Raw genomic sequence first — 24,111 nt, 5'->3', positions numbered from 1 at the left:
TTATTCCTCCGCGGCGCTGGCGCGCAGGCGGTTGATTCGGGATTCGCTCCACTGCTTGAGCAGCAGGATGAACAACGCAAGGATCAGCAACAGGCTGGCCACGGCGAAGGCGGCGACGTGGTTGTACTCGTTGTAGAGGATCTCCACGTGCAGTGGCAGGGTGTTGGTGACCCCGCGGATGTGCCCGGAGACCACCGACACCGCGCCGAACTCGCCCATGGCCCGGGCGGTGCAGAGCACCACGCCGTAGATCAGGCCCCATTTGATGTTGGGTACGGTGACGTGCCAGAACATCTGCCAGCCGTTGGCCCCCAGCAGGCGCGCGGCCTCTTCTTCCTGGGTGCCCTGCTCCTGCATCAGCGGGATCAGCTCGCGGGCGACGAAGGGCACGGTGACGAAGATGGTGGCCAGGACGATGCCCGGCAGGGCGAACACGATCTGGATGTCGTGCTCCGACAGCCACGGGCCGAACAGCCCCTGGGCGCCGAACATCAGCACGTAGACCAGGCCGGCGATCACCGGCGACACCGAGAACGGCAGGTCGATCAGGGTCACCAGGAGGCTCTTGCCACGGAACGAATACTTGCTCACGCACCAGGCGGCGCTGACGCCGAACACCAGGTTCAACGGCACCGAGACCAGCACCGCGATCACCGTGAGCTTGAGCGCCGACAGCGCATCGGGCTCCAAGATCGCCGCGAAGAATGCCCCCAGGCCAAGCTTGAGCCCCTGGGACACGACGATGAACAGCGGCAACAGCAGGAACAGGGCAAAGATCAGCCAGCCCAGGCCAATCAATACCCGCCGCGAAGTGGCACTGCCACGGCGGGCGGCGTTGGCCGACGAGGCAGCGATGGACGATTGGGACATGGTTCGCGCCTCCTTATGGGGTTTCGATACGCCGCTGCAGCAGGTTGATCAGCAGCAACAGGATGAAGGACACCACCAGCATCAGCACGCCGATGGAGGTGGCCCCGGTGTAGTCGTACTGGTCGAGCTTGACCATGATCAGCAGCGGCAGGATCTCGGTCTTCATCGGCATGTTGCCGGCGATGAAGATCACCGAACCGTACTCGCCCACGCCCCGGGCGAAAGCCAGGGCGAAACCGGTCAGCCAGGCCGGCAGCAACGCCGGCACCAGGATGTGGCGGAACACCTGCCAGGGCTTGGCGCCGAGGCAGGCGGCGGCCTCTTCCACTTCGCGGGGGATGTCCGCCAACACCGGTTGTACGGTACGCACCACGAACGGCAGGGTGACGAAAGTCAGCGCCAGGGTGATGCCCAAGGGCGTGTAGGCGATCTTGAAGCCCAGGTCGGTGGCAAACTGGCCCACCAGCCCGGTGGGCGCGTACAGCGCGGTCAGGGCAATGCCCGCCACCGCGGTGGGCAAAGCGAAGGGCAGGTCGATCATCGCATCGATGATCCGCCGTCCGGGGAAGTTGTAGCGCACCAGGACCCAGGCCAGCAGCGTGCCGATCAGGCCATTGATGACTGCCGCGTACAAGGCGGTGCCGAAGCTGAGCTTGAGGGCGGCGAGCACCCGGGGCGCCGAGACGATGGCCCAGAACTGGTCCCAGGTGAGTTGTGCGGCATGGACGAACATCGCCGCCAGGGGGATGAGCACAATCAGGCTGAGGTACACCAAGGTGTAGCCCAGCGTCAGCCCGAAGCCGGGTATGACGGGGGAGATACGACGCGACATAAGAGTCCTTGGTTGAACGCAGGTGAAACGCACGAAGCCCCGAAGTGATTCCGGGGCTCCAGGCGAGGGCGGTTAGAGTGGCTCCTCCTGTTACTGGGCCTGGTAGATCTGGTCGAACACGCCACCGTCATTGAAGAATTTCGGTTGGGCAGTTTTCCAGCCGCCGAAGTCCTTGTCGATAGTCACCAGCTCCAGTTTCGGGAACTGCTGGGCGTATTTGGCCGCCACGTCCTTGTCCCGTGGACGATAGAAGTTCTTCGCCGCGATCTCCTGGCCGGCCGGGCTGTACAGGTGCTTTAGGTAGGCTTCGGCGATCGCCGTGTTGCCCTTCTTCTCGGCGTTCTTGTCCACCACCGCCACCGGCGGTTCGGCGAGGATCGACAGCGACGGCACGACGATGTCGAACTTGTCGGCGCCACCGTCTTCCTTGAGCGCCAGGAAGGCTTCGTTTTCCCAGGCCAGCAGGACATCGCCCTGGCCGTTGTTGACGAAGGTGATGGTCGAGCCACGGGCGCCGGTATCCAGCACCGGTACGTGCTTGAACAACTCTTGCACGTACTCCTTGGCCTTGGCTTCGCTACCCCCGGCCTTCAGGCCGTAGGCCCACGCGGCCAGGAAGTTCCAGCGGGCGCCGCCGGAGGTCTTCGGGTTGGGGGTGATCACCGAGACGTCCTTCTTGATCAGGTCGCCCCAGTCCTTGATGCCCTTGGGATTGCCCTTGCGCACCAGGAACACGATGGTCGAGGTGTAGGGCGTGCTGGCGTCGGGCAGGCGCTGCTGCCAGTCCGCCGGCAGGGTCTTGCCGAGCTTGGCGATTTCGTCGATGTCGCCGGCCAGGGCCAGGGTCACCACGTCGGCGCGCAGGCCGTCGATCACCGCCCGGCCCTGCTTGCCCGAACCACCGTGGGATTGCTGGATCTTCACGTTGTCGCCGGGGTGCTCCTTCTTCCAGAAGCTTACGAACTCGGCGTTGTAGTCCTGGTACAGCTCGCGGGTCGGGTCGTAGGACACGTTGAGCAGCTCATAGTCCTTGGCTACGGCGGAACCGGCAAAAACGGCGCTGGCGAGGGCAGCCAGGGCATAACGGCGAATCGACGACATGGTAGAGCTCCCGAAATTTTCTAATGTGCTGGCATTTTTCTTATGGCGAATCAGGCTCGCATTCGCGGGCGAACGCTGTGGGACGAACTGGGGGTCATGGGTGACGCCCTCCGGTTGACCAGTCGGGCCTCTCGCTCGCGAGAGGGTGACGCGCGATTCAGCTGGGCTTGTTGCCGGGTTGCTGCAGGCGGAATTTTTCCTTGCGCTCGATCTGCACGACCTGGGCGTTGTGCACGGTGATTTCCACCGCACCGAAGCGCAGGTCCCGCAGTGCACTTTGAATTTCACGCAAGATGGTTGCTTCGTCCTGTCCGTCGACGCTACGTAGAGATGCGCTCATGGTGTTGCTCCTGAGTGGGATGTGCCGTGCAGTGGCGGCACTGCGGGTGGCGTGGAGCAATAGTAGATAGGCAGGGATATTCTTAAAAATACTATTTAAGAATGTTTATATAACCAGTGGAAATTATTCGGCGGGGCGCGCAGTTACGGGCCCCCTGAGTCCGTGCCCACCCTCTTGCGGCCGCTACGCGAAGCGCCTGGAGCCGCTGTCGAACGCAGCGAGGCCGCGACCGGGGCGCAGCACCCGCAAGCTGCATCAGGCAGGTCAGAGGATCTGCGGGGCGTTGTCCCAGTCCAGCAAGGAGGCCGGCATCGGCCGGCCGAACCAGTAGCCCTGGCCCAGATCGCAGCCCTGGTCGAGGAGGAACCGCGCCTGCTCCATCTGCTCGATGCCTTCGGCATGGACCTGCATGCCCATGCTCTGGGCCAGCGCCACGATGACCCGGGAAATCGCCGCATCGTCCTCGTCCCAGGGCAAACCGGCGACGAAACCCTGGTCGATCTTGAGCTTCTGCACCGGCAGGCGCTTGAGCCGCAGTAGCGACGAATAGCCGGTGCCGAAGTCGTCGATGGCCAGGCGGATGCCCAGCTCGCGCAGGCGATGCATCTGTTCCAGGGCCACTTCCGGGTCATCCATCAGCGCGCTTTCGGTGACCTCCAGCTCCAGGTAGGCCGGATCCAGCCCGGTGTCGTGCAGTACCTGGGCCACCTGCTGGTACAGCTCGCTACGGGCGAACAGGCGGGTCGAGACATTCACCGCGATGAACGACAGCACCACGCCCTCGGCCTGCCACTGGCACATCTGCCGGCATGCCTCGCCCATGACCCAGGCATCGATCTCGGCAATCATCCCGGTGCGTTCGGCGATGGGGATGAACTCCGCCGGCGGCACCAGGCCCCGGTGCGGGTGCTGCCAGCGCACCAGGGCCTCGACGCCCACCAGGCGACTGCTGGCCAGGTCGTGCACGGGTTGGTAGTAGACCCGCAGCTCCTGGCGGTCCAGGGCGCGGCGCAACTCGAAGGCGGTCTCCACCCGCTGCTGGGCATGGGCGGTGAGCTCCTCGGTGTACAACGCATAACCATTGCGCCCGGCGCTCTTGGCCTTGAACAGCGCGGCATCGGCGTTGCGCAGCAACTGGCTGGCGCTGCGGGCATCGCTGGGAAACAGGCTGATGCCGATGCTGGCGTTGATCAGCACCTGGTGACCGTCCAGCTGGAACGGCTCCTTGAGACCATCGAGGATGCGCTGGGCCAGGGCGGCCGCCTGCACCAGCTGCGGGCAACTTTCGGCCAGCACGGCGAACTCGTCGCCGCCCAGGCGCGCCAGGGTCACGCCCGGGCCGAACATCTCCCGCAGGCGTTGGGCAAAAGCCTTGAGCAACTGGTCGCCGACGTTATGCCCGAGGCTGTCGTTGACCATCTTGAAGTGGTCCAGGTCGATCATCAGCATGGCGCAGCCGCGCTTGTGGATCTGCGCCGAAGCCAGGGCCTGCTCGGCGCGGTCGGTGAGCAGCAGGCGGTTGGGCAGGTCGGTCAGCGGATCGTGGTGGGCCAGGTGCGCCAGTTCATGCTCGGAATCCTTGATCGCGCTGATGTCGGAGAATACCGCCACATAGTGGGTGAGCTCGCCCTGCTCGTCACGGATCGCACGGATGGTCTGCCACTGCGGATAGATTTCCCCGCTCTTGCGCCGGTTCCAGATTTCGCCGCTCCACTCGCCGGTCTGGCGCAACGCGCCGAACATCGCCTTGTAGAAATCCACCGAATGATGGCCGGACTTGAACATGCTCGGCTGGCGCCCCAGCACCTCCTCGCGCTGGTAGCCGGTGATCTCCATGAAGGCGCGGTTGACGTGGACGATCTGCCCCTGGGTGTCGCTCACCAGTACCCCCTCGCGGGTACAGTCGAACACCGCCGCGGCCTGGCGCAGGCGCTCGCGGTCCTTCTGCTGGTGGCGCAGCCAGCGATCGGCGCCCAGCACCCGCAGCAAGCGGGCACGGGCAAAGAAGATCAGCACCGCGCTGACCAGGGCCCAGGCATAGCAGCTGGCTTGCTGCCACAGGACCTGGTCGATCGATCCATCGAAGAAACTGCTCAATAAATAGCCACTGAGCTGCAGCCAGGCCATGGACAGCAGCAGGTAGAGCAGCGCAGCACGCAAGCCATTGCGATAAGAAACCGACATAAGCCCGTCTATTTCCACACGAAAAGTTTGGGATTATAGAGGAAGAAACATCCCGCCACTCTTATCTGAAAGGGCGACTGGTTTTCTCACCGGGCTTAGTGATAATGCCTGGGCTGTTTTTTCTCTATCGAGGGCCTTATCGCCTATGTGGTATGAAGGTTTACTTGGCTTGTCCGCCTGGCAACTGGTGGCAGTCACCCTGTTGATGACCCACGTGACCATCGTTGCGGTCACGGTCTATCTGCACCGTTACTCCGCGCACCGCTCCCTGGAGCTCAATGCCGGGCTCAAGCATTTCTTCCGCTTCTGGCTGTGGCTGACCACGGCGCAGAACACCCGCGAGTGGACCGCGATCCATCGCAAGCACCACGCCAAATGCGAGACCGTCGACGACCCGCACAGCCCGGTGATCAAGGGTTTGTCCACGGTCATGCGCAAGGGCGCCGAGCTGTACCGCGAGGAAGCGCGCAACCCCGAGACCCTGCGCATCTACGGCAAGAACTGCCCGGAAGACTGGATCGAGCGCAACCTCTACAGCCGCTACAAACTCGGCGGCGTGGCGCTGATGGCGGTGATCGACCTGCTGCTGTTCGGCACCATCGGCATCACCATCTGGGCGGTGCAGATGATGTGGATCCCGTTCTGGGCCGCCGGCGTGATCAACGGCCTGGGCCATGCCGTGGGCTACCGCAACTTCGAATGCCGCGACGCGGCCACCAACCTGGTGCCCTGGGGCATCATCGTCGGCGGCGAAGAGCTGCATAACAACCACCACACCTACCCCAACTCGGCCAAGCTGTCGGTGAAGAGGTGGGAATTCGACATGGGCTGGGGCTGGATCAAGCTGTTCAGCCTGCTGGGCCTGGCCAAGGTCCAGCGAGTGGCGCCCATCGCCCATCGGGTCGAAGGCAAGGGCCACCTGGACATGGACACCGCCATGGCGATCCTCAACAACCGCTTCCAGATCATGGCCCAGTACCGCAAGCTGGTGATCGGCCCGCTGGTCAAGCAGGAACTGGCCAAGGTCGATCACTCGGTGCGCCACCAGTTCCACCGCGCCAAGCGCTTGCTGTCCCGGGAAACCAGCCTGCTGGAAGACCGCCACCACCTGCGTATCCAGAACATGCTGGAACACAGCCAGGCGTTGAAGGTGATCTACGAGAAGCGCCTGGCGCTGCAACAGATCTGGGTCAAGACCAGCTCCAACGGCCACGACATGCTGGCGGCCATCAAGGACTGGGTCCACGAGGCCGAGGCCAGCGGCATCCAGTCCCTGCGGGACTTCGCCAACCAGCTCAAGACCTACTCCCTGCGCCCCAGCGCCGCCTGACCCGCATCCCTCGCCACGCCCGAGGCGAGGGAGCACACTCCCTCCGGCCTCACCCGCAACCCGCGCCTGCCGACCGTCCGGCGCGTCGCCGGGGCACACGGGAACTTAGCGTTCCATCCTCTATCTCAAGCAACACTTCGCCATCCAGGCGGGCTTGGTTGTAGCCGCTGTCGAACACCACGCGGCACGCCCTTCGAGAATTGTGCCGATGGTCAACAAGAATCCAGATATTCCATCTTCGCTTCCCCTGTGGCCCGAGGCCGCGCAAACCCTCATGGCCCTGATGCATGCCCAGGGCGAAGTCGCTCGCCTGACCGAACGCGAGCAGCTGTTCAACTCGCTGCTGGTCAGCGTCAACGCCGTGCTTTGGGCCTTCGACTGGGAAAGCCGCCAGGTGCTGTACGTCAGCCCGGCCTATGAACGCATTTTCGGCCGCCCCGCCGGCCTGCTGCTGGCGGACTACAACCAGTGGCGCGACAGCATCTACCCCGACGACCTGGAATACGCCGAGCGCAGCCTGGCCCAGGTCCTGGAGAAAGGCGCGGTGGAAGACCGCGAGTACCGCATCATCGACGCCACGGGCCAGGTGCGCTGGCTCAGCGACAAATGCTTCATCAACCGCAATGCCGAACCCGGGCAGCGCCTGATCGTGGTGGGGATCGCCGAGGACATCAGCGAAAAGAAGCAATTGGAGAACGAGCTGCAGCGCCTGGCCACCACCGACGCGCTGACCCAGAGCAGCAACCGCCGGCACTTCTTCGAGTGTGCCAATCGCGAATTCGAACAGGCCCGCCTGCAAGGCTCGCCCCTGTCCTTCCTGTTGCTGGACATCGATGATTTCAAGGTGATCAACGACACCTATGGCCACCCCGAGGGCGATATCGTCCTGCAACGCATCGCCGAGAGCGGACGCGCCGCCCTGCGCCGGGGCGACCTGTTCGGGCGTATCGGCGGCGAGGAGTTCGCCGCGCTGTTCCCCGGCTGCGCCGCCGACATGGCGCGCCAGGTGGCCGAACGCCTGCAACGAGAAATCCAGCGCCAGCACTTCAGCCACCAGGGCCAGGTCTTCAGCATCACGGTCAGCCAGGGCCTGACCAGCCTGCTGGCAGAAGACGAGAGCCTGGATAGCCTGTTCGCCCGGGCCGACGCAGCGATGTACGAGGCCAAGCGCCAGGGCAAGAACCGCATCGTCACCGGGTGATATGCAAACGCAGCGGTCACTCAACCCTTGCGCAGGCGACTCAGCTCCGGCAGGCCGATCTTCAGCAACCGCGCGGTCTTGCCCTGGGCCACTTCCTCGACGCCCTCGGTGGGCGTCAGGTGCGCCAGCTGACCCGCCAGGTTCATCGCCAGGGCTTCGCGGGAGTAGACCCCACCCCCGAGCTGGTAGACCGCGGCGATCAGCTCGCGCAGCTCCAGGGGCATGCGCCAGCGGGTACGCAGGGCCGAGCCGTAGGCCGCGCCATAGCGCTCCAGGGCATCGCCGATCTCTTCCTGGTCGTCCAGCTCGCCGCCGGCCTGCTTCCACTCTTGCAGGCAACGCAGCAGCGCCAGGTCGCCCAGGCGGTGCAGCAAGCCGGCGCAGTAGCAACGCTCCTGGTCCAGGTCCAGCAGGCGGGCCAGGGTCCGGCCGTACTCGGCGGCGTGCAGCGATAGCCCCCAATAGCGCTCGGCATAGTCGGCCAGGACCGGGTCGCTGAGGCGGGCGCTGCGCTTGAGGGTCAGGCCGAGGATCAGGTTCATGCTCTGCCCGGTACCGAGCCGGTGCAGGGCCTGGGACAGGGTCTGCACGCCGTCGCCATGGTGCTGGGCAGCACTATTGGCAGCGGCGATCAGCACGGCGGTGACTTGCGGGTCGGTGCGGATTTCGTCCTCCAGCAGCCGCAGGTCCAGCCCCTCGGGGTGCAGGCTGCGCTTGACCGCCAGTTGCACGTCGGTCAGCAGGGGCGCACCGTCGGCCAGTTCGCGGCGGTGTTCGAGAAAGCTGTACAAGGTCGTGCCGGGCGTCAGGCTCGGGATCTCGCAGGAGACCTCCTGGCCAGCGTCCAGCAGCAAGCCTTGCAGGCGCTGGGTCAGGCCTTCCATGTTCAGGGGCTTGGTCAGGTACGCGGTAGGGGCCAGGGGCAGGGCCTCACGCACGCTGGCGCTGTCGCTGCGCACGCTGAGCAGGATGAACGGCTGCGGCGGATTGCGCTTGCGCTGGCGCATCGCACGCAGCAGCGAGAGGCCGTCGATGCCTGGCAGCTCCCAGTCGGCGATGACCAGGTCGTAGGGCTTGGCGTTGAGCAGGTCCATGGCTTCCTGGCCGTCGGCGCACAGATCCAGGCGAGCATCGCAACGCACGTTAAGCAGCACTTGCTCGAGCAGGTCGCGGGACCAGGGATCGGCCTCGGCGATCAGCACGCGAGGTACAGCGGGTAGATCAACAGCGGTCATGCGGCACGCTCCCTAGGCAATCCCTTGCACCTTAGTCAATGCGCAGGCTTCCATACAGCGCAAATCCGCCTATAGACCACCGTGGAATGAAAAAAACCCGCCGAAGCGGGTTTTTTATCGATCAGCCCAGGCGGGCATCAAAGCTCAGCGAAGCACTCTTCGATGATGGCCAGGCCCTTGTCCAGTTGCGCGTCCGGCGCGGTCAGCGGCACCAGCACCCGCAGGACGTTACCGTAGGTGCCGCAGGACAGCAGGATCAGGCCCTTGTCACGGGCCTTGGCCACAACCTGCGCCACGGCGGCGGCGTTCGGCTTGTGGCTGTCGCCGTTCTCGAACAGCTCGACCGCGATCATCGCGCCCAGGGCACGGACTTCACCGATCACTGCCGGGTGCTTGGCCTGGATAGCCTTGAGGCCGGTCACCAGGCGCTCGCCCACAGCCTTGCAGCGATCCAGCAGGTGCTCTTGCTCGAACACTTCCATCACGGCCAGGGCCGCGGCGCAGGCGATCGGGCTACCGGCGTAGGTGCCGCCCAGGCCACCTGGGGCGATGGCGTCCATGTACTCGGCCTTGCCGCATACGCCAGCCAGCGGGAAACCACCGGCGATGGACTTGGCGAAGGTGGTCAGGTCAGCGGCGACGCCCATCTGCTCCATGGCGAAGAAGGTGCCGGTACGGCCAGCGCCGGTCTGCACTTCGTCGGCGATCAACAGGATGCCGTGCTGGTCGCACAGGGCGCGCAGGCGCTTCATGAATTCCTTCGGCGCGACGTAGAAGCCGCCTTCGCCCTGCACTGGCTCGATGATGATCGCGGCAATGTCACGAGGCTCGGCGTCGTTCTTGAAGATGCGCTCGATGCTGGCGATGGAATCGTCGATGCTCACGCCGTGCAGTTCGTTGGGGTACAGCGCACGGAAGATGCCGCCTGGCATCAGGCCCATGCCGGCCGAGTACGGCACGACCTTGCCGGTCAGGCCCAAGGTCATCATGGTGCGGCCGTGGTAGGCGCCGGTGAAGGCAATCACGCCGGCGCGGCCAGTGCTGGCGCGGGCGATCTTCACGGCGTTCTCGACGGCTTCGGAGCCGGTGGTCACCAGCAGGGTTTTCTTGGCGAAATCGCCTGGCACCTTGGCGTTGATTTTCTCGCACAGCTCAACGTAGGGCTCGTAGGCCAGGACCTGGAAGCAGGTGTGGGTCAGCTTGTTCAGTTGCTCGGTCACCGCGGCGATGACTTTCGGGTGTACGTGACCGGTATTGAGCACGGCGATACCGCCGGCGAAATCGATGAACTCGCGGCCTTCGACGTCAGTGACGCTGGCGTTCTTCGCGCTGTCGGCGAAGATCGGGTGGATCTGGCCCACGCCACGCGGTACGGCGGCTTCACGGCGTTTCATCAGGGATGCGTTGGTCTTGCTCATAGTGTCCTCATTCACCGCGGCGGCCGCGGTGCGGTTCAAGGGTTGCGGGGCGGGGAGGCGACGGCGGCAGCATGCGATGATCGACTGCCGCCGTGGTCCCGGGCCACCTTGAATAGTGCGGTTTTAAAACTGCGCGCGGGGACAGCGCTCTCGTGCCCTGCGCGCTTGAAACCGGATCAGATACCCAGGCAGAGGTATTTGATTTCCAGATAATCCTCGATCCCGTACTTGGAACCTTCGCGACCCAGGCCCGAAGCCTTGATGCCGCCGAACGGCGCCACTTCGTTGGAGATCAGGCCGGTGTTGACCCCGACCATGCCGTATTCCAGGGCCTCGGCCACACGGAACACGCGACCCAGGTCGCGGGCATAGAAGTAGGAGGCCAGGCCGAATTCGGTGTCGTTGGACATGGCGATGACTTCGGCCTCGTCCTTGAAGCGGAACAGCGGCGCCAGCGGGCCGAAGGTTTCTTCCTTGGCCACGGCCGCGCCCTTGGGCACGTTGACCAGGATGGTCGGCTCGAAGAAGTTGCCTTCCATGGGCTTGCCGCCGGCCAGCAGGGTGGCGCCCTTGTCCAGGGCATCCTTGATGTGTTCCTGGACCTTGGCCACGGCTTTTTCATCGATCAGCGGGCCGGTGGTGGTGCCCTCTTCCAGGCCGTTGCCGATCTTCAGCTTGGCCACGGCGGCCTTGAGCTTCTCGGCGAAGGCGTCGTAGACCGAATCCTGGATGTACAGGCGGTTGGCGCAGACGCAGGTCTGGCCGTTGTTGCGGTACTTGGAAATGATCGCGCCCTCGACCGCCTTATCCAGGTCGGCGTCGTCGAACACGATGAACGGCGCGTTGCCGCCCAGTTCCAGGGACACCTTCTTGATGTCGTTGGCGCATTCGGCCATCAGTTGGCGACCGATCTCGGTGGAGCCGGTGAACGACAGCTTGCGCACGATCGGGTTGCTGGTCAGCTCGCCGCCGATGTCGCCGGCACTGCCGGTGACCACGCTCAGCACGCCTTTCGGGATGCCGGCACGGTGGGCCAGCTCGACCAGGGCCAGGGCCGAGAACGGAGTTTGCGACGCAGGCTTGATCACCATGGTGCAACCGGCGGCCAGGGCCGGGCCGGCTTTGCGGGTGATCATCGCCGCCGGGAAGTTCCACGGGGTAATGGCCGCGGTCACGCCGATCGGCTGCTTGATCACGATCAGGCGCTTGTCGGGCTGGTGGCCGGGGATCACATCGCCGTAGATGCGCTTGGCTTCTTCGGCGAACCACTCGATGAAGGACGCCGCGTAGACGATCTCGCCCTTGGCCTCGGCCAGTGGCTTGCCTTGCTCCAGGGTCATCAGGCGACCGAGGTCGTCCTGGTTCTCGATCAGCAGCTCATACCAGCGGCGCAGCTTGGTGGCGCGCTCCTTGGCGGTCAGGGCACGCCAGGCCGGCAGGGCCTTGTCGGCGGCCTCGATGGCGCGGCGGGTTTCGACGGCGCCCATCTTCGGCACGGTGCCGAGGATTTCACCGGTGGCTGGGTTGTTGACCTTGATCGTCTGGCCGCTGTCCGCATCCACCCAAGCACCATCGATATAGGCTTGTTGGCGGAACAACTGGGCGTCTTTGAGCTGCATGTCGGCTTCCTTAACAGCACCGCGCATACGCGGGGCAAATTGTGATTGTAAAAAAGGCGCCTTGTCGGCCATTGAGCGCGGCAGCGCATTCAACGATCCGAGGCAAAGCTGCCGTCAGGAAAATCGTTCACTGGGTCGAAGCATGAAAAATGTCGCACACAAGGATAGACGTGCGCTTGGTCACCCAGGCAAGAGCGTTTGAAATCTCAAACGAATCCTAGGAGCAAAGGGGGTAAAAGGACAATAGGCCGTTCGAAAAAAAGAACGTAAACGTCCCCAAGGCGAAAACTTTCGGATCAACGTCACGCCCTAAAGACAACGCCCCCGCTGCCGGAAGACAGCGGGGGCGCTGGCATGTTGCCAGGGGGACGATCAGCTGTTGAGCGACTTGAGCACGGTCAACAGGCTGGCGAGGTTGTCGACCACACCGCCCTGGGCGACTTTCTCGGCGGTTGCCGCACCGGCGGTGGTATCGACGGTGTAGATCTGCATCACGCCCTGGTTGGTCGCGGCCTGCGCCAGGGTGTTTTGCTGCTGCTGTGCCGAGACCGAGTTCTGGAACAGGATGGCCACGGACTGGCCCATGGACTGGTAGACAGTACCCATGGAAACAGCCGGGGCCTCGGCGACGACCTTGACGTTGCTCTGGGTCACGGCATCGGTGATTTGCGGACTAACTGTGCTCATAAAAACTCCATTTTTTCAGCAAGAAGAATCAATTCGGGGCTAAGCCGTCAGGCCCTCAAGACTGGAAGGACTTGAGCACCGTCAGCAGGCTGGTGAGATTGTCGGCAACCCCACCCTGGGCGACCTTCTCGGTAGCCGCGGCACCGGCGGTGGTGTCGACGCTGTAGATCTGCATCACGCCCTGGTTGGTCGCGGCCTGCGCCAGGGTGTTTTGCTGCTGCTGCGCCGAGACCGAGTTCTGGAACAGGATCGCGGTGGCCTGGGCCATGGATTGGTAGATGGTGCCCATCGCCATGGCCGGCGCTTCGGCGACGACTTTGACGTTGGTCTGGGTGACGGCATCGGTGATTTGTTCATTTACGAGTGGCATGGCTCAACTTCCTTTGTTTGGCACACGGAGCATTCCGTGTCATTGAGTGAACGTGGCACCCAGGGGACTGTGAACGGGGCCGGGTATCGGTGATCCGCCGTCAACGCCCCCCTGGCTTGCCGCCGGAGGCATTGAGCTGCTTGAGCGCTTGCTCGACCTGCCGCGAGAGCTCGGCCATCTGCTTCTCGATCACGCTCTTGACCTCAGCCTGCACCATGGCGCTGAGCATCGCCTTGAGCGCCGGATCGTCCGCTGGGCCTGCAGGCGCAGGTGGCGCCGCCTGGCCCTGGGCCGCGATGGCCGCGAGCAACTGCGAGAGCACCAACTCCCGGGCCTGGGGGTCGGCCCTGTCGTTGGCCCTGGGGCTGGTCACCTGCTCGAGAATGCTGCGGGTGCGCTGGCTGTCGGAGCGGATCAGCTCCATGGCCTGCTTGCGGGCCTGCTCGACGCTCTGCTGGGCGTTCTGGGAAAAGTCCAGGGGCTTGTCGCGGATGAACGCATCGAGCACCTGGCTTTCGACCTGGGTCAGCGGGCGATTCAGGTAGGCTTCGGCAAAACGCTGGATCGTTTCCAACGCATTTAGGTCTTCAATCGCCATCTCATGCTCCTTGTCGATGAATGGCGCTGAAGCCTTGGTAGTCGGCTTGATCGGGCTTCAGCGCCCGGGATGAAAAAAGAGCCCACGCGGGCCCCGAGTACAACCTCCCCGGACGCCTTGCACGCCCGGGGAGCGGTGTTCAGGATGCCGAACGGTTGGCCAGGGTGTCGGCGTACTTGGCGATGCTGGCGTCGATCTTGTCGATGGCCCCGGCCGCAGCATCGGCTTCCATGGCCCCGGCCGCAGCAGCCACTGCCGCCGCAGCCCCCACCATCAAGTCGGTGGCCAGCACGCCCAATGCATCCTCGGCGGCCCCCGTGACGTTTTCCTTGACGATGTTTTCGGTCATCTGCTTGATCAGCACCGCCTGGGCCGCCAGGGCCAGCTTGCTGACCCCATCGAAATAACCGGCGGCCGACTGCGCCACCAGGCCGGCCGCCTGGCTGATCATCATGTCCGGAGGCACGGCGATCTGCGCCGGGGCATAGCTGAAGGCCTGCGCATTGGTGAACTGCACCGCCTGCACGATCTGGCTGTTCAAGGCCGAGGTGTCGCCGGTGTCCGGGTTGTTGGCCTTCTTGAGCAACTGATCGTTCAACATCCCCATGATCGAGACTTTGTCGCCGCCCGTGGACGGCGGCACTTGCGGTGCCGGTTCAGGCGTAGGCACCGGGTCGGGCGCCTTTTCCGGGCCCGGCTCCAGCGTTATCACGGGCTCGGGTTTTGCACCGACTTCAACCGTGCGAGGGGTTTTCTTCTTGAACCAAGCCATGACGCTTCTCCCGGGCCATCAGCCCTACTCGCCGATCGCCATGATCAGGGCCACGGCCTTGGACACCACCGCATTGGAGATCTGGTTCAGCGCCTGCTGGCTGTTGACCGCGTTCTGCAACGACAAGCCCGCGGAATGGCTGGCCACCTGGTACAGCGAGGCAATGGACTGGGCGGGCGCCTCGGCCACCACCTTGACGTTGGTCTGGGTGACGGCATCGGTGATCTGCGAGTTGACCATTGGATCTGGCATACATCTCTCCTTAGATGGAATGGCCCACCGCAGGGGCGGCGGCGCCGGCTACAGCGTCGAAAACAGGCTCACTGAAAGAAAACGCTCCGGCGCGCCAGTTGTGAATCCTCGTCGAGCTTCAGCGCAGCTGCTCGCGCAGCAATTGCACATGCTTGCGGACCAGGGGCTGGTTGATACCCAGCTCGGCGGCGATGTGCGGGTAGGGCAGATCCTCGATGAACTTTAGTTCAAACAGCCTGCGCTTCTTGAGGGGCAACTGCGCCACACGTCGGCTGAGCTGGGCCAGGGTTTCTTGCAGTTCCACATGCTCGAGCACCGAGATCTGCGGGGCTTCCAGTTGCTGCAAGGGGTCTTGCTCGACATCGCCCAGGTCGACGAACAACCGCTGTTCCCGAGTCCGCCGCCGGCAGCTGTCGAGAAACACATGTTCCAGGACCAGGAACAGGAAACCCTGGGGGTCGCGGATCCGCTCCGGCGACCGGCGAAAGAACAGCAAGGCCTTGATCGCCGTGGCTGCCAGCCACTCCTGGGCACCATCGGCATTGCCTCGTGCCAGCTGCCGGGCGCGGCGCTGCAAGCCGGGCAGCACCGCCCGCCAACTGGACTCGAACAGATGGTCCGCCAACGCCGCCGACAGCTCTCCTTGCATGGAACAGTTCATCCCCGCACCTCCCTGTGCCCCGTGATCGCACGGACATGGCTGCAGGGTGCGCCGGGGCAGAGGATCGGTTCAGCGGGAAAAACTACCGCTAGCCCCGGGGTTTCCGGGGATCGCGACCGACAACCACACGCGCATGAAAACCAGCGTGGACGCCCCGGGTGGACATAGGTATGATGTCGCCCGCACTGCACTCGTAGCTCAGCTGGATAGAGTACTGCCCTCCGAAGGCAGGGGTCGTGGGTTCGAATCCCGCCGAGTGCGCCAGCTTCAACGAGAAAGCCCCAGGCCCATGGCCCGGGGCTTTTTTGTTGGCCCGGCCAAGACCGGACGACAACGGCCTGGCCACCCAGGCCTGCCCAGGCGGAGGGCAACTTGCTACATTCCTCGCCCCCAGGACAGGAGGTCCCGATGCTGCGCCACCCCTTGCTCGACCAACCGTACCAACCGACCTTGCAGCGCTGGATCGCCTGTTTCACCGGCTACCGCATGCCCGAGGCGCTGGATGCCGAGTTGAGCCGCTATGACCCCAATGACCCAGACGACCGTGAACAGCTGATTCGTCGCTACTGCCTGGCGCGGGACGATGTGCGCGAGAGCTTCCGCCATCGGCAGCAGCGGGTCCTGGCGCTGCAAGCGGCCGTGGCGGATGCGCACTACGACTTCGGGCAGGTCTGGGAGCCGCCCGAGGACGACTACGAGGACTCGCAGTGGCCCAGCGGCTGGCCGGAGCGAGTGATCGATAGCCGCGACTTTTTCCAACGCCTGCTGCGTGCTGCCCGCGAGCTGTGGCACGACGACCTGGTCCGTGCGGACCTGCCCTCGCTCAAGCAATGCCAGGAGATTGCCGAACGGGATCGCGGCAGCCGCGACTGGCTGTTCAGCGTCGATAACCCCGAGGCCTGGAAAGCGTTGTTCGGCCTCGCCGCCACGCCCTACGAGCTGCAGACGCCCGGCCCACAGTTCCATGGCGAACGACTGCGCCTGGCCCTGTCCGGGGAGTTGCCCCGCCTGCTCCTGCCCGCCAGCTGGAACAGCCCGCCAGGGCCGAGCCATTGCAGCTTGGTGCTGGAGATCCAGGGCATCAGCGAACTGGCCATGAGCGGCACACGCTTCGATGGGCCCATGCGTGCCCAGCTCACGCGCTTGAACCCCGGTTGCTACGTGCGCCTGGAGATCGGCTTCGACAGCGTGATCGAATGCGTGGCGCTGTCTGTGAGCATTGCCCAGGTCAAGGGAACACAAGATGAAAAGCAACTTTGAAGAGGCGCTGGAGCGTGAGGAAGTACTGCTGTTCTTTCGTGGCCAGGGCCAGTACCTGACCCGGGACGGCGATTGGGACGAGCACCTGTACTGCATCAACTGGCCGGGAATCTTCAGCTACCTGCGCGACAACGCCGACGGCGCGCAGCAGCTCAGTGCCAGCTTCGAGCTGTATGCCTACAGCATCGAGCAAACCCTGGAAGACTGCTTCGGCCTGCGGGAAAACCTGTTCAACTACTACTCGACCCGAGCCCGCCTGGCGCCTGGCAGCGCCGACCTGCTGGGGCAGCTGCCGCCGGCCTGCAAGCGGCGGATCGTCCAACGCCTGAGCTGGTATCGCTGGCAAGTGGAAAACCACCATCGGCTGCTGCCGGAGCGGGCCCGGCGCATGAGCGCGGATGGCGCCTGCGCCGAGTTCCTCGACCTGCCCGCCACGCCTTACGCCTGAAGATTCAGGCCGCCGGGCTCATTCAGCCTCGTCGGCCTTCGGCAGGTCTGCCTCGGCCTGCGGCGCCAGCGCTTCGGCATCGCCCTCTTCGGTCTGTTCAAGGTCGAAGTCCTTGCGACTCTCCTTGATGGCCTGACGGATCTGCGCGCCCTTGATCGGGCAGTTCAACATTGCCGCAATGCGGTCGATGCGAGGTGCCATGGACGGCCTCTCAAGTTCTGGAAACGGCCACGATAGTGCGCGTTTTCCGCCTTGAGGGCCAATCCTTGTGCCTCACCGCCGACGCAAGGCGTGCAAGCGGCCGTCCAGGTCCTCGTCCGGGTAGGCGGCATAGAGCTTGAGCAACAGCTCGGCCGCCTCTCGGTTATGGCCGCCGTCCCACAGGCGCAACACCTCCTTCAGGACCGGGTCCAGCCGCTCGATGGGGCTCGGGCCGAGCGTCGCGGCCATGCGCTTGGCCAGGTGCGATGCCTGGGCCTCGGTGGGGACGTCCGATTGCGCGAGCCGTTCCTCGAGCCGGTCCATGTGCGGTGCCATCGCGAAGCTGCTGGTGGGCGCCGCCGGGGCGGGAGCGCTCAGGGCACCGGATGCCTCGGCCGGTGCCGGTTCCGGGGCTGGTACCGGGGCCATCTCGGCCTGTTCCATGGTCCGGGGCCTGGCCTTGGCTGCCGCAGGCATCGGGGCTGGGGCTCGCGCCGGGGCGAAAACCTGGGTCGGGTACTGCTCCGGAGTGCGCTGCACCATACCAATGATCAAGGCCACGCCGAACAAGCTGGCAAAGGCCACCTGGTAACGCGGGCGCTGGCAGGCCTGCAGCCAGCGCTGCCACCACCCGGGACGGGGAGCGGGAGCCTCGCGGCGGGCAGCAGCCAGGATCAGGGCGTCGAGATGGGCGGGCGGTTCCATGGCGCTGTGCTCGCGCACATGGGCCAGCATCTGCTCCTCGGCGGATGGGGTCTGTCGGGCGTCAGTCATGTGAGTACCTCCTCGGCCAGGAGCCGACGCAGTTTTTTCAGTGCATAACGAAAACGGCTCTTCACCGTCTCCAACGGTGCATGGGTCAGGCTGGCGATCTGCGGCAATTCCAGCTCGCCGTGGGCCCGCAGCAGGAACACTTCACGCTGGTCTTCGGGCAGGTCTTGCAGGGCCGCCTCGATGCGCTGCCGGTCGCGGCACAGGCTCAATTGCTGCTCGGGCCCTGGGGTTTCGTCAGCCTCGGCATGCAGTTGTTCGTCATAGCTGTCGTGCAGTGGGTTGCGCACACCGTGCTTGCGCCAGTGGTCGATCAACCGATTGCGGGCAATCTGGTACAGCCAGGTGCGGAAGCTGGCCCGGCCCGATGGCCCGCTGGTGCTGCGGATCAGGCTGAGCCAGGTTTCCTGGTAGACCTCTTCGGCCAGCTCCGCCTTGCCGGACAAACCGAGCAGGAAACGGTACAGGCCCTGGCGATGGCGCTGGTACAGCAGTTCGAAGGCCGCACCTTCGCCAGCACGATAACGCGCCAGCAGCGCTTCGTCGCTGCTGGCGTCGGGGGACGGATGGGGAGCAGACATAGGGCGCTGGAACTCCTGTTCACTGCTCGTCATGGCTCTACTCAAGGCGGCTTTGCACGGCATGCTGGCCCAGCGCATCGGCCGCCCGATCTTTGGGGGCTTGAGTTTGCAGGCTTTGCGCCAGCTCCACCAGCTGTACGAACTCACCACGCAACCCGTAGGGGTCATCGCCCTTGGCGCCCCGGGCCAATTTGGCGGTGTCGGCCAGGCTGAAATCCGCGGTATAGCGACCGTCCTTGAGCTGCTGGGAGAACGCCGCCACGGCGGCGGCAAACCGCAGGTCGGGGCTGGCCTTGGCCAACTCCGTCGGCTGCTGGGTGCTGATCGGCCGCTCGATCAACCGGCTGCTACCCCCTTCCGGCGCCTTGTAGCGCACCCGCAGCATGGCCAGCTCATCGGCCTTGCCACTGGCGGCGGAAGTCTTGGCCTGGCCGTAACGCAGCGGCTCCAGCCAGCCCTTCTCGCCCACCGGGACAACTTCATACAACGCCGTGACGGTATGCCCCGAGCCGATTTCCCCGGCATCGACCTTGTCGTTGCTGAAGTCTTCGCGCTTGAGCGCCCGGTTCTCATAGCCCAGCAGGCGATATTCGCTGACCTGGGCCGGGTTGAATTCCACTTGCAGCTTCACGTCCTTGGCCACTACCGCCAGGGTCGAGCTGAGCTGGTCCACCAGCACCTTGCGCGCCTCTCGCAGATTGTCGATATAGGCGTAGTTGCCATCGCCGGCGTCGGCCAGCTGCTCCATCAGGTGCTCGTTGTAGTTATCCACGCCAAAACCCAGGGTGGTGAGGGACACGCCGCTCTTGCGCTTCTCGACCGCCATGGCCTTGAGGCTGTCGAAGTCGCTGACCCCGACGTTGAAGTCGCCGTCGGTGGCCAGCAGGATGCGGTTGATGCCCTTGTCGATGAAGCCCTGCTGGGCCATCTGGTAGGCCATCTCGATACCCGAGGCGCCAGCGGTGGAACCTCCGGCGGTGAGCTGGTCGATGGCGTTGCGGATCTTGGCCTTGTCGCGACCGGAGGTGGGCTCGAGCACCACCCGCGACTCCCCGGCATAGACCACCAGCGATACCCGGTCCTGGTCGCGCAGTTGGTCCACCAGCAGCTTGAGGGTGCTCTTGACCAGGGGCAGGCCTTCGCGACGGTCCATGGAGCCGGAGACATCCACCAGGAACACCAGGTTGGCCGGGACCAACTGGGCCACCGCGCGATCCGAAGCCTTGATGCCGATGCGCAGCAAACGGGTATGGGGGTTCCACGGCGTGGGCGCCAGCTCGGTGGTCACGCCGAAGGGCGAGCCATCGCTGGGCAAGACGTAGTCGTAGGGAAAGTAGTTGACCATTTCCTCCAGGCGCACCGCGCCTTCGGGCGGCAGGCTGCCCTGGTTGAGCAAGCGGCGGACATTGGCGTAGGCGCCGGTGTCCACGTCGACGCTGAAGGTCGACACCGGGGCCTCGGCCACGCTGTGGATCGGGTTGTCCGGCAGGGCCTGGTACTGCTCGCGCGGCTCGTCCCGGTAGGCCTGGAATGACTCGCGGTACTCCGCCGGCGCCGGCATGGGCGCGATCATCGATACCGGGCGCAAGCCGCGCTTGGCCAGCGACCTATCGGCACGCGGCATCTCGTACTGGGCCTCAGGCGCCGCCTGCAGGGTGCCCTGGGCCGCAGCCTCCGCAGTGGCATCAGGCTTGGACGACACGCCGCAACCGGCAATCGCCAGCAGCAGGCCAGCGATGGCGAAACCCTGGGTGGCCGGGCGAAGGAAATGCAGAGGAAGGAACATGGGGGCTGACCTCGGGGAAGAAATGATCCATTCCCCCCTTCAGACGAAGCGCCTTGGCGATTCGGGTTAAGCCCCCGGAAAAAAATTCGTCAGCGCGAGTAGCGGCGCACCACGCTGCTATTGCGCAGTACATGGCCGTTGATCTTCTCCAGCAGCTGGGCACGGGTCAGCCCGGCAGGCAAGGCCTCGGGCGAAATGTCCAGGGCGAAGATCTGGATGATGTAGTGATGGGCGCTGTCGCCCACCGGCGGGCACGGCCCCATGTAGGTGGTGCTGTTGCGGCTGTTGATACCCGCCAGGCCTTCCAGGTTCGGCTTGGTGCCGGCGCCGGCCGGGAGCTGCCGGGTGCTGGCCTTGAGGCCGTAGTGCACCCAGTGATCGACACCCTGGCCCTTGGCGCCATCCGGGTCATGCATGACGATGGCGTAGCTCAAGGTCCCGGCGGGGCCTGCGGTCCAGCTCAGCGCCGGGGAGTTGTTATGCCCGCCACAGCCCTTGGCATCACTGGCATTGCCGGTGGTGAACAGCCGGTCATCCGACACCCCGGGCACATTCAGGGTGAAACGCTCCTGGGCCTGCACGGGAAGTTGCAGGCACAACAGCACGGCACCAGCGGCCAGCCAAGTATTGCGGGAGGCAAAGCGAGACATACGAAAGCACCTTTTTGCGGATGGAAACGGGGTGAGCACCAGACTATAGCCGGCTTGAATGAATGCGCCCCTTCACGCAAGGCGCGGTGGGAGATTGAGCTTGAGCGCAGGGGTGGTTGTAAATTAAAAAAAGTGGAATTTTCCAGCCACGACCACTCAGAACACTGAGTTCAAGCCAGCAATCAGGTGCTGAGGGCTCTTCGAACAGGGTTTCATCATTGGCGTGAATCTTCCGCCATCCCCTGCTGCGGCTTGTGACATTGGCTCGCTGGCACGCCTTGCCCACCCGGCGAGCCCTGGCCGGTGTGACGGTGTGGGGCATTGGCGAATGCCGGGTAACTTCCAGGACTTGCTGCCCCCCGGGCCGCTCTTCGATAATCCGCCGTTCACGACAATCAGTAGCTCAAAAAGGTGCTTGGCGCACCCAGGGCGGAGTCTCAGCATGGATGTACAGGCCGCAGCGCGGTTTGGCGATGAAATCGCCCATGGATTCGGAGTTGCGGCGATGATCGCCGGCGCGGTCGCCGGGGCTCTCATCGGTGCAGCCATCGTCGCGGCAACTGCCGCAACGGGCGGCCTGGCGGTGGTGATCCTGGCGGGCTCGGTCGCCGCTGGCGGCCTGTCGATGTTCCAGCTGGTGAAAGGCCTGTCGACCATCTTCGATTTGCCCGAGCCAACCACCGGCGAGCTCATAAGAGGCAGCCCCAACGTCTTCGTCAACCTGCGCAACGCCATGCGGGCCGGTGAGGATGTATCGAGCTCCTGTAGCGGCTTTCCCCTGGGGCATCCGCCCTGGCCGTTCCCGGTCACCATCGCCGAAGGCAGCGCCACCGTGTACATCAACGGCAAGCCGGCGGCGCGCCTGACCAGCAAGATGACCTGCGGGGCGCACATCAAGTCCGGTAGCCAGAACACATTCATCGGCGGCCCGACGCTGCGGGTGGAGTTCGTGCTGGATATCGAGGGTTGGCTGCATACCGGCCTGGAGGCATTGGGCCTGGTCGCTGCCGCAGGAGCCCTGGTGCTGGCGGCCATGGCCGGCGTGGCAGCCCTGTTGACCACCGTGGCGGTGGGGGCTGCAATCTATGGCGGCATGGAATTGCTCGGACAGATCGGTGACCGGCTCGGCCCGGGCTACCGTGACCTGCTGCAGGGCATCGCCGGCCTGGCACTGCTCGGCGCCGGGCCGAAAATGGCCAAGATGAGCGCGGAACGCAACGCCGCGCGCCTGGCCAACCAGTCGCAGGTACTGGAAGTGCGCACGGCCGCGGAGGTCAACAAGGTGATGATCGAAAAGGGCGACTTGCCAGCGTGGCTGGAAGGAACCCAGGTCAAGACCGAGATAGTGCCACCGGGAACGCAATACCAGATGGTGGTCGCCAAGGGCCAGGCCGAAGCCATCATGCAGGGCAAAAAGGCCTTCGGCGGCTTCGCCACCCCCGATGCGATTCCCAACCAGGCCTATGCCCGGGATAAACTGGTGATCCTCGATCGGTTCAAGACAGATGTGTCCCATGTGATCACCGTCGAAACCACCGCCCCGCAAAAGATTCACAGTGGCATCACCGGTCCGCTGGAGAACTACAAGGGCGGGGTGAAGCAAGTGGAGTTCCTCGACGAGAGGTTTCTGAAAATAGTCGGCACGCCTGAAGTGCTGCCTGTGGAGTGAAAATAGTGATCAGTGATTTCGAACGCATCCGGGAAGACGGCAAGGTCATCGACGAAAACATGACGGTGGACCGGATGATCGCCCTCGGGTGGTCTCCTTGCCTGGTCGTCGAGGCACGCTGGCGCTGGCAGGAACAGCTCCTTAGCGTGGTCAACAGCCGCGGCCTGCTGGCGATCGTGGTACCGGATCGGCAACACCTCGCCATCCTGTGGAACGATGACGACACGGGCATAGCCGCGACCCTCTACGTGGTCTCCGGCGACCGCCAGCAACAGATCCGGATTACCGACCAGTTGCTGATCGATGGCCAACTCGAAACCGGGGTCTACAGCTGGTTCGAACAGTTCCCGCAGGATTCGCCCAGCGTCTTCACCTGCATGTTCAGCCGGCAACGCGACCAGGCGATGTTCAGGGTGGATATCGACGCGGCGACCGGCGACATTCTTTCGGTACAGCATTCCCGCTGAATACCCTTGCGCCTGCTGCACCAGCACACAAATGCCGCGCAACAGTGCATGGCGCAGCGCACCAGGCGCATCACGGGCGGCCACTCAGCCGTCCGTTTTCACAAGGAAACACCATGCCTGCAACGGCCGACAACATCCCCCTGCGCCAGATCCGGGCGGTCTACGACGCCTGCACCCTGCGCGTCTACCAGGCCTACTCGGCAAGCATTGCCGATGCGGCGCTGGCCCATGGCACCTTCGTCTCGCCACCGTTCAAGATGGAGCGCATGACCTGGATAAAGCCCTCCTTCCTCTGGATGATGTATCGCGCCGGCTGGGGCTTCAAAGACGCTGGGCAGAGCCGCATCCTGGCCATCGACATCAGCCGCGAAGGCTTCGAATGGGCCCTGGCCCACAGCTGCCCGAGCCATGCCGAGGAGGGGCTGAGCAAAGAGCAATGGTTGCAGTTGAAAGACCAGTCGCCGGTGCGCATCCAGTGGGACCCGGAGCGCGACCTGCACCTGCGGCCCCAGGAACACCGGGCCATCCAGATCGGCCTTGGCCAGGAAGCGGTGGGCTTGTACGTGAACCAGTGGATCCAGCGCATCAGCGACGTCACGCCGCTGGCGCATCGCATCCATGAGCGGGTGCTGGCTGGCGACCTGGAAGAGGCGCGGCGCCTGCTACCCCAGGAACGCGAATACCCCATGGCGGGCCCTGCTGCGTAAACCGCCTGGCGCGCCATCTTCAGCATAGCCGCCACTGGTGGGATTCCTGCCTGAGGCATCAACAATCGGATTGACCAGCTTTCTGTTTTCATCATCAAGCA

Annotated in this window: 26 protein-coding genes and 1 tRNA gene; 8 read left to right on the top strand and 19 right to left on the bottom strand. The window is 64.5% G+C overall.

The genetic code is table 11. From position 1 onward, the window contains the following. The 5 genes from cysW to dibA all read right to left on the bottom strand — a co-directional run bounded on the left by cysW (position 1) and on the right by dibA (position 5,327). Positions 1–870 (bottom strand): sulfate ABC transporter permease subunit CysW, encoded by an 870-nt coding sequence (gene cysW, locus CAG11_RS22980; RefSeq protein ID WP_085598086.1) that lies wholly within the window; start codon positions 868–870, stop codon positions 1–3. A 13-nt stretch (positions 871–883) separates the two neighbouring features. Continuing rightward, on the bottom strand, positions 884–1,702 hold the full coding sequence (gene cysT, locus CAG11_RS22975; RefSeq protein ID WP_085598085.1) for a sulfate ABC transporter permease subunit CysT: 819 nt from the start codon (positions 1,700–1,702) through the stop codon (positions 884–886). Positions 1,703–1,792: 90 nt separating this feature from the next. Next, positions 1,793–2,803 (bottom strand): sulfate ABC transporter substrate-binding protein, encoded by a 1,011-nt coding sequence (locus CAG11_RS22970; RefSeq protein ID WP_053132808.1) that lies wholly within the window; start codon positions 2,801–2,803, stop codon positions 1,793–1,795. Positions 2,804–2,960: 157 nt separating this feature from the next. Further along, positions 2,961–3,143, bottom strand: coding sequence for a sulfur starvation response protein OscA (gene oscA / locus CAG11_RS22965; protein ID WP_022643503.1), 183 nt, complete (start codon positions 3,141–3,143; stop codon positions 2,961–2,963). Between the two features lie 264 nt (positions 3,144–3,407). After that, positions 3,408–5,327, bottom strand: coding sequence for a phosphodiesterase DibA (gene dibA, locus CAG11_RS22960; RefSeq protein ID WP_022643502.1), 1,920 nt, complete (start codon positions 5,325–5,327; stop codon positions 3,408–3,410). Positions 5,328–5,472: 145 nt separating this feature from the next. Here dibA and desA point away from each other — a divergent pair, with 145 nt between their 5' ends. Together desA and CAG11_RS22950 are read left to right on the top strand one after the other, a co-directional pair. Beyond that, positions 5,473–6,657 (top strand): delta-9 fatty acid desaturase DesA, encoded by a 1,185-nt coding sequence (gene desA, locus CAG11_RS22955; protein WP_085598084.1) that lies wholly within the window; start codon positions 5,473–5,475, stop codon positions 6,655–6,657. Between the two features lie 208 nt (positions 6,658–6,865). Then, positions 6,866–7,858 (top strand): sensor domain-containing diguanylate cyclase, encoded by a 993-nt coding sequence (locus tag CAG11_RS22950; protein ID WP_053132811.1) that lies wholly within the window; start codon positions 6,866–6,868, stop codon positions 7,856–7,858. Between the two features lie 20 nt (positions 7,859–7,878). Here CAG11_RS22950 and CAG11_RS22945 read toward each other — a convergent pair whose 3' ends face one another. From CAG11_RS22945 to CAG11_RS22905, 9 genes are all read right to left on the bottom strand, one after another. Further along, complete coding sequence (locus CAG11_RS22945; RefSeq protein ID WP_085598083.1) at positions 7,879–9,093, bottom strand: response regulator; 1,215 nt, start codon at positions 9,091–9,093, stop codon at positions 7,879–7,881. Positions 9,094–9,230: 137 nt separating this feature from the next. Next, the gene (gabT, locus tag CAG11_RS22940; protein WP_085598082.1) at positions 9,231–10,511 is read right to left on the bottom strand and encodes a 4-aminobutyrate--2-oxoglutarate transaminase; all 1,281 of its coding nucleotides are present in this window, start codon (positions 10,509–10,511) and stop codon (positions 9,231–9,233) included. A 176-nt stretch (positions 10,512–10,687) separates the two neighbouring features. Further along, on the bottom strand, positions 10,688–12,130 hold the full coding sequence (gene gabD / locus CAG11_RS22935; RefSeq protein ID WP_085598081.1) for an NADP-dependent succinate-semialdehyde dehydrogenase: 1,443 nt from the start codon (positions 12,128–12,130) through the stop codon (positions 10,688–10,690). A gap of 372 nt (positions 12,131–12,502) precedes the next feature. Beyond that, positions 12,503–12,817 (bottom strand): RebB family R body protein, encoded by a 315-nt coding sequence (locus CAG11_RS22930; protein WP_085598080.1) that lies wholly within the window; start codon positions 12,815–12,817, stop codon positions 12,503–12,505. Between the two features lie 55 nt (positions 12,818–12,872). Continuing rightward, on the bottom strand, positions 12,873–13,187 hold the full coding sequence (locus CAG11_RS22925; RefSeq protein ID WP_022643485.1) for a RebB family R body protein: 315 nt from the start codon (positions 13,185–13,187) through the stop codon (positions 12,873–12,875). 100 nt (positions 13,188–13,287) lie between these two features. Continuing rightward, positions 13,288–13,785 carry a hypothetical protein gene (locus tag CAG11_RS22920; RefSeq protein ID WP_085598079.1) on the bottom strand — a complete coding sequence of 166 codons (498 nt, stop codon included), beginning with the start codon at positions 13,783–13,785 and terminating at the stop codon, positions 13,288–13,290. A gap of 139 nt (positions 13,786–13,924) precedes the next feature. Beyond that, positions 13,925–14,557, bottom strand: coding sequence for a hypothetical protein (locus tag CAG11_RS22915; protein WP_085598078.1), 633 nt, complete (start codon positions 14,555–14,557; stop codon positions 13,925–13,927). 24 nt (positions 14,558–14,581) lie between these two features. Then, complete coding sequence (locus CAG11_RS22910; RefSeq protein ID WP_031321382.1) at positions 14,582–14,809, bottom strand: RebB family R body protein; 228 nt, start codon at positions 14,807–14,809, stop codon at positions 14,582–14,584. Between the two features lie 118 nt (positions 14,810–14,927). Continuing rightward, positions 14,928–15,470 carry an RNA polymerase sigma factor gene (locus CAG11_RS22905; protein ID WP_256578696.1) on the bottom strand — a complete coding sequence of 181 codons (543 nt, stop codon included), beginning with the start codon at positions 15,468–15,470 and terminating at the stop codon, positions 14,928–14,930. 187 nt (positions 15,471–15,657) lie between these two features. Between CAG11_RS22905 and CAG11_RS22900 the strand changes: the two genes are divergently transcribed. From CAG11_RS22900 to CAG11_RS22890, 3 genes are all read left to right on the top strand, one after another. Then, positions 15,658–15,734 (top strand) — tRNA-Arg (locus tag CAG11_RS22900). A gap of 144 nt (positions 15,735–15,878) precedes the next feature. Beyond that, positions 15,879–16,730 (top strand): hypothetical protein, encoded by an 852-nt coding sequence (locus tag CAG11_RS22895; protein ID WP_085598077.1) that lies wholly within the window; start codon positions 15,879–15,881, stop codon positions 16,728–16,730. Further along, positions 16,714–17,178 (top strand): hypothetical protein, encoded by a 465-nt coding sequence (locus CAG11_RS22890; protein ID WP_085598076.1) that lies wholly within the window; start codon positions 16,714–16,716, stop codon positions 17,176–17,178. The genes CAG11_RS22895 and CAG11_RS22890 overlap by 17 nt, the downstream gene beginning before the upstream one ends. Before the next feature lie 18 nt (positions 17,179–17,196). Here CAG11_RS22890 and CAG11_RS22885 read toward each other — a convergent pair whose 3' ends face one another. From CAG11_RS22885 to CAG11_RS22865, 5 genes are all read right to left on the bottom strand, one after another. After that, positions 17,197–17,379: a hypothetical protein gene (locus CAG11_RS22885; protein WP_085598075.1), complete on the bottom strand. Its 183-nt coding sequence runs from the start codon at positions 17,377–17,379 to the stop codon at positions 17,197–17,199. A gap of 72 nt (positions 17,380–17,451) precedes the next feature. Continuing rightward, positions 17,452–18,153, bottom strand: coding sequence for a hypothetical protein (locus CAG11_RS22880; protein ID WP_085598074.1), 702 nt, complete (start codon positions 18,151–18,153; stop codon positions 17,452–17,454). Continuing rightward, positions 18,150–18,731, bottom strand: coding sequence for an RNA polymerase sigma factor (locus CAG11_RS22875; RefSeq protein ID WP_085598073.1), 582 nt, complete (start codon positions 18,729–18,731; stop codon positions 18,150–18,152). The genes CAG11_RS22880 and CAG11_RS22875 overlap by 4 nt, the downstream gene beginning before the upstream one ends. A gap of 37 nt (positions 18,732–18,768) precedes the next feature. Next, entirely contained in the window at positions 18,769–20,517 is a 1,749-nt protein-coding gene (locus CAG11_RS22870) for a VWA domain-containing protein (RefSeq protein ID WP_085598072.1), read from the bottom strand. An 89-nt stretch (positions 20,518–20,606) separates the two neighbouring features. Continuing rightward, positions 20,607–21,167 (bottom strand): YbhB/YbcL family Raf kinase inhibitor-like protein, encoded by a 561-nt coding sequence (locus tag CAG11_RS22865; RefSeq protein WP_053132885.1) that lies wholly within the window; start codon positions 21,165–21,167, stop codon positions 20,607–20,609. A 442-nt stretch (positions 21,168–21,609) separates the two neighbouring features. On the opposite strand from CAG11_RS22865, the gene CAG11_RS34380 reads away from it, so the two are divergent. From CAG11_RS34380 to CAG11_RS22850, 3 genes are all read left to right on the top strand, one after another. Next, entirely contained in the window at positions 21,610–22,836 is a 1,227-nt protein-coding gene (locus CAG11_RS34380) for a PAAR domain-containing protein (protein ID WP_085598071.1), read from the top strand. Between the two features lie 5 nt (positions 22,837–22,841). Then, positions 22,842–23,303: a hypothetical protein gene (locus tag CAG11_RS22855; RefSeq protein WP_022643471.1), complete on the top strand. Its 462-nt coding sequence runs from the start codon at positions 22,842–22,844 to the stop codon at positions 23,301–23,303. Between the two features lie 113 nt (positions 23,304–23,416). Continuing rightward, complete coding sequence (locus CAG11_RS22850) at positions 23,417–24,010, top strand: DUF4291 domain-containing protein (protein ID WP_085598070.1); 594 nt, start codon at positions 23,417–23,419, stop codon at positions 24,008–24,010. Positions 24,011–24,111 lie beyond the last annotated feature (101 nt).

This window comes from Pseudomonas sp. B6(2017) (genome assembly GCF_002112765.1).
GTDB classification, from domain to species: domain Bacteria; phylum Pseudomonadota; class Gammaproteobacteria; order Pseudomonadales; family Pseudomonadaceae; genus Aquipseudomonas; species Aquipseudomonas piscis.
Note: the sequence above shows the minus strand (reverse complement) of the source record. Positions and strands in the feature narration are given on the sequence as shown.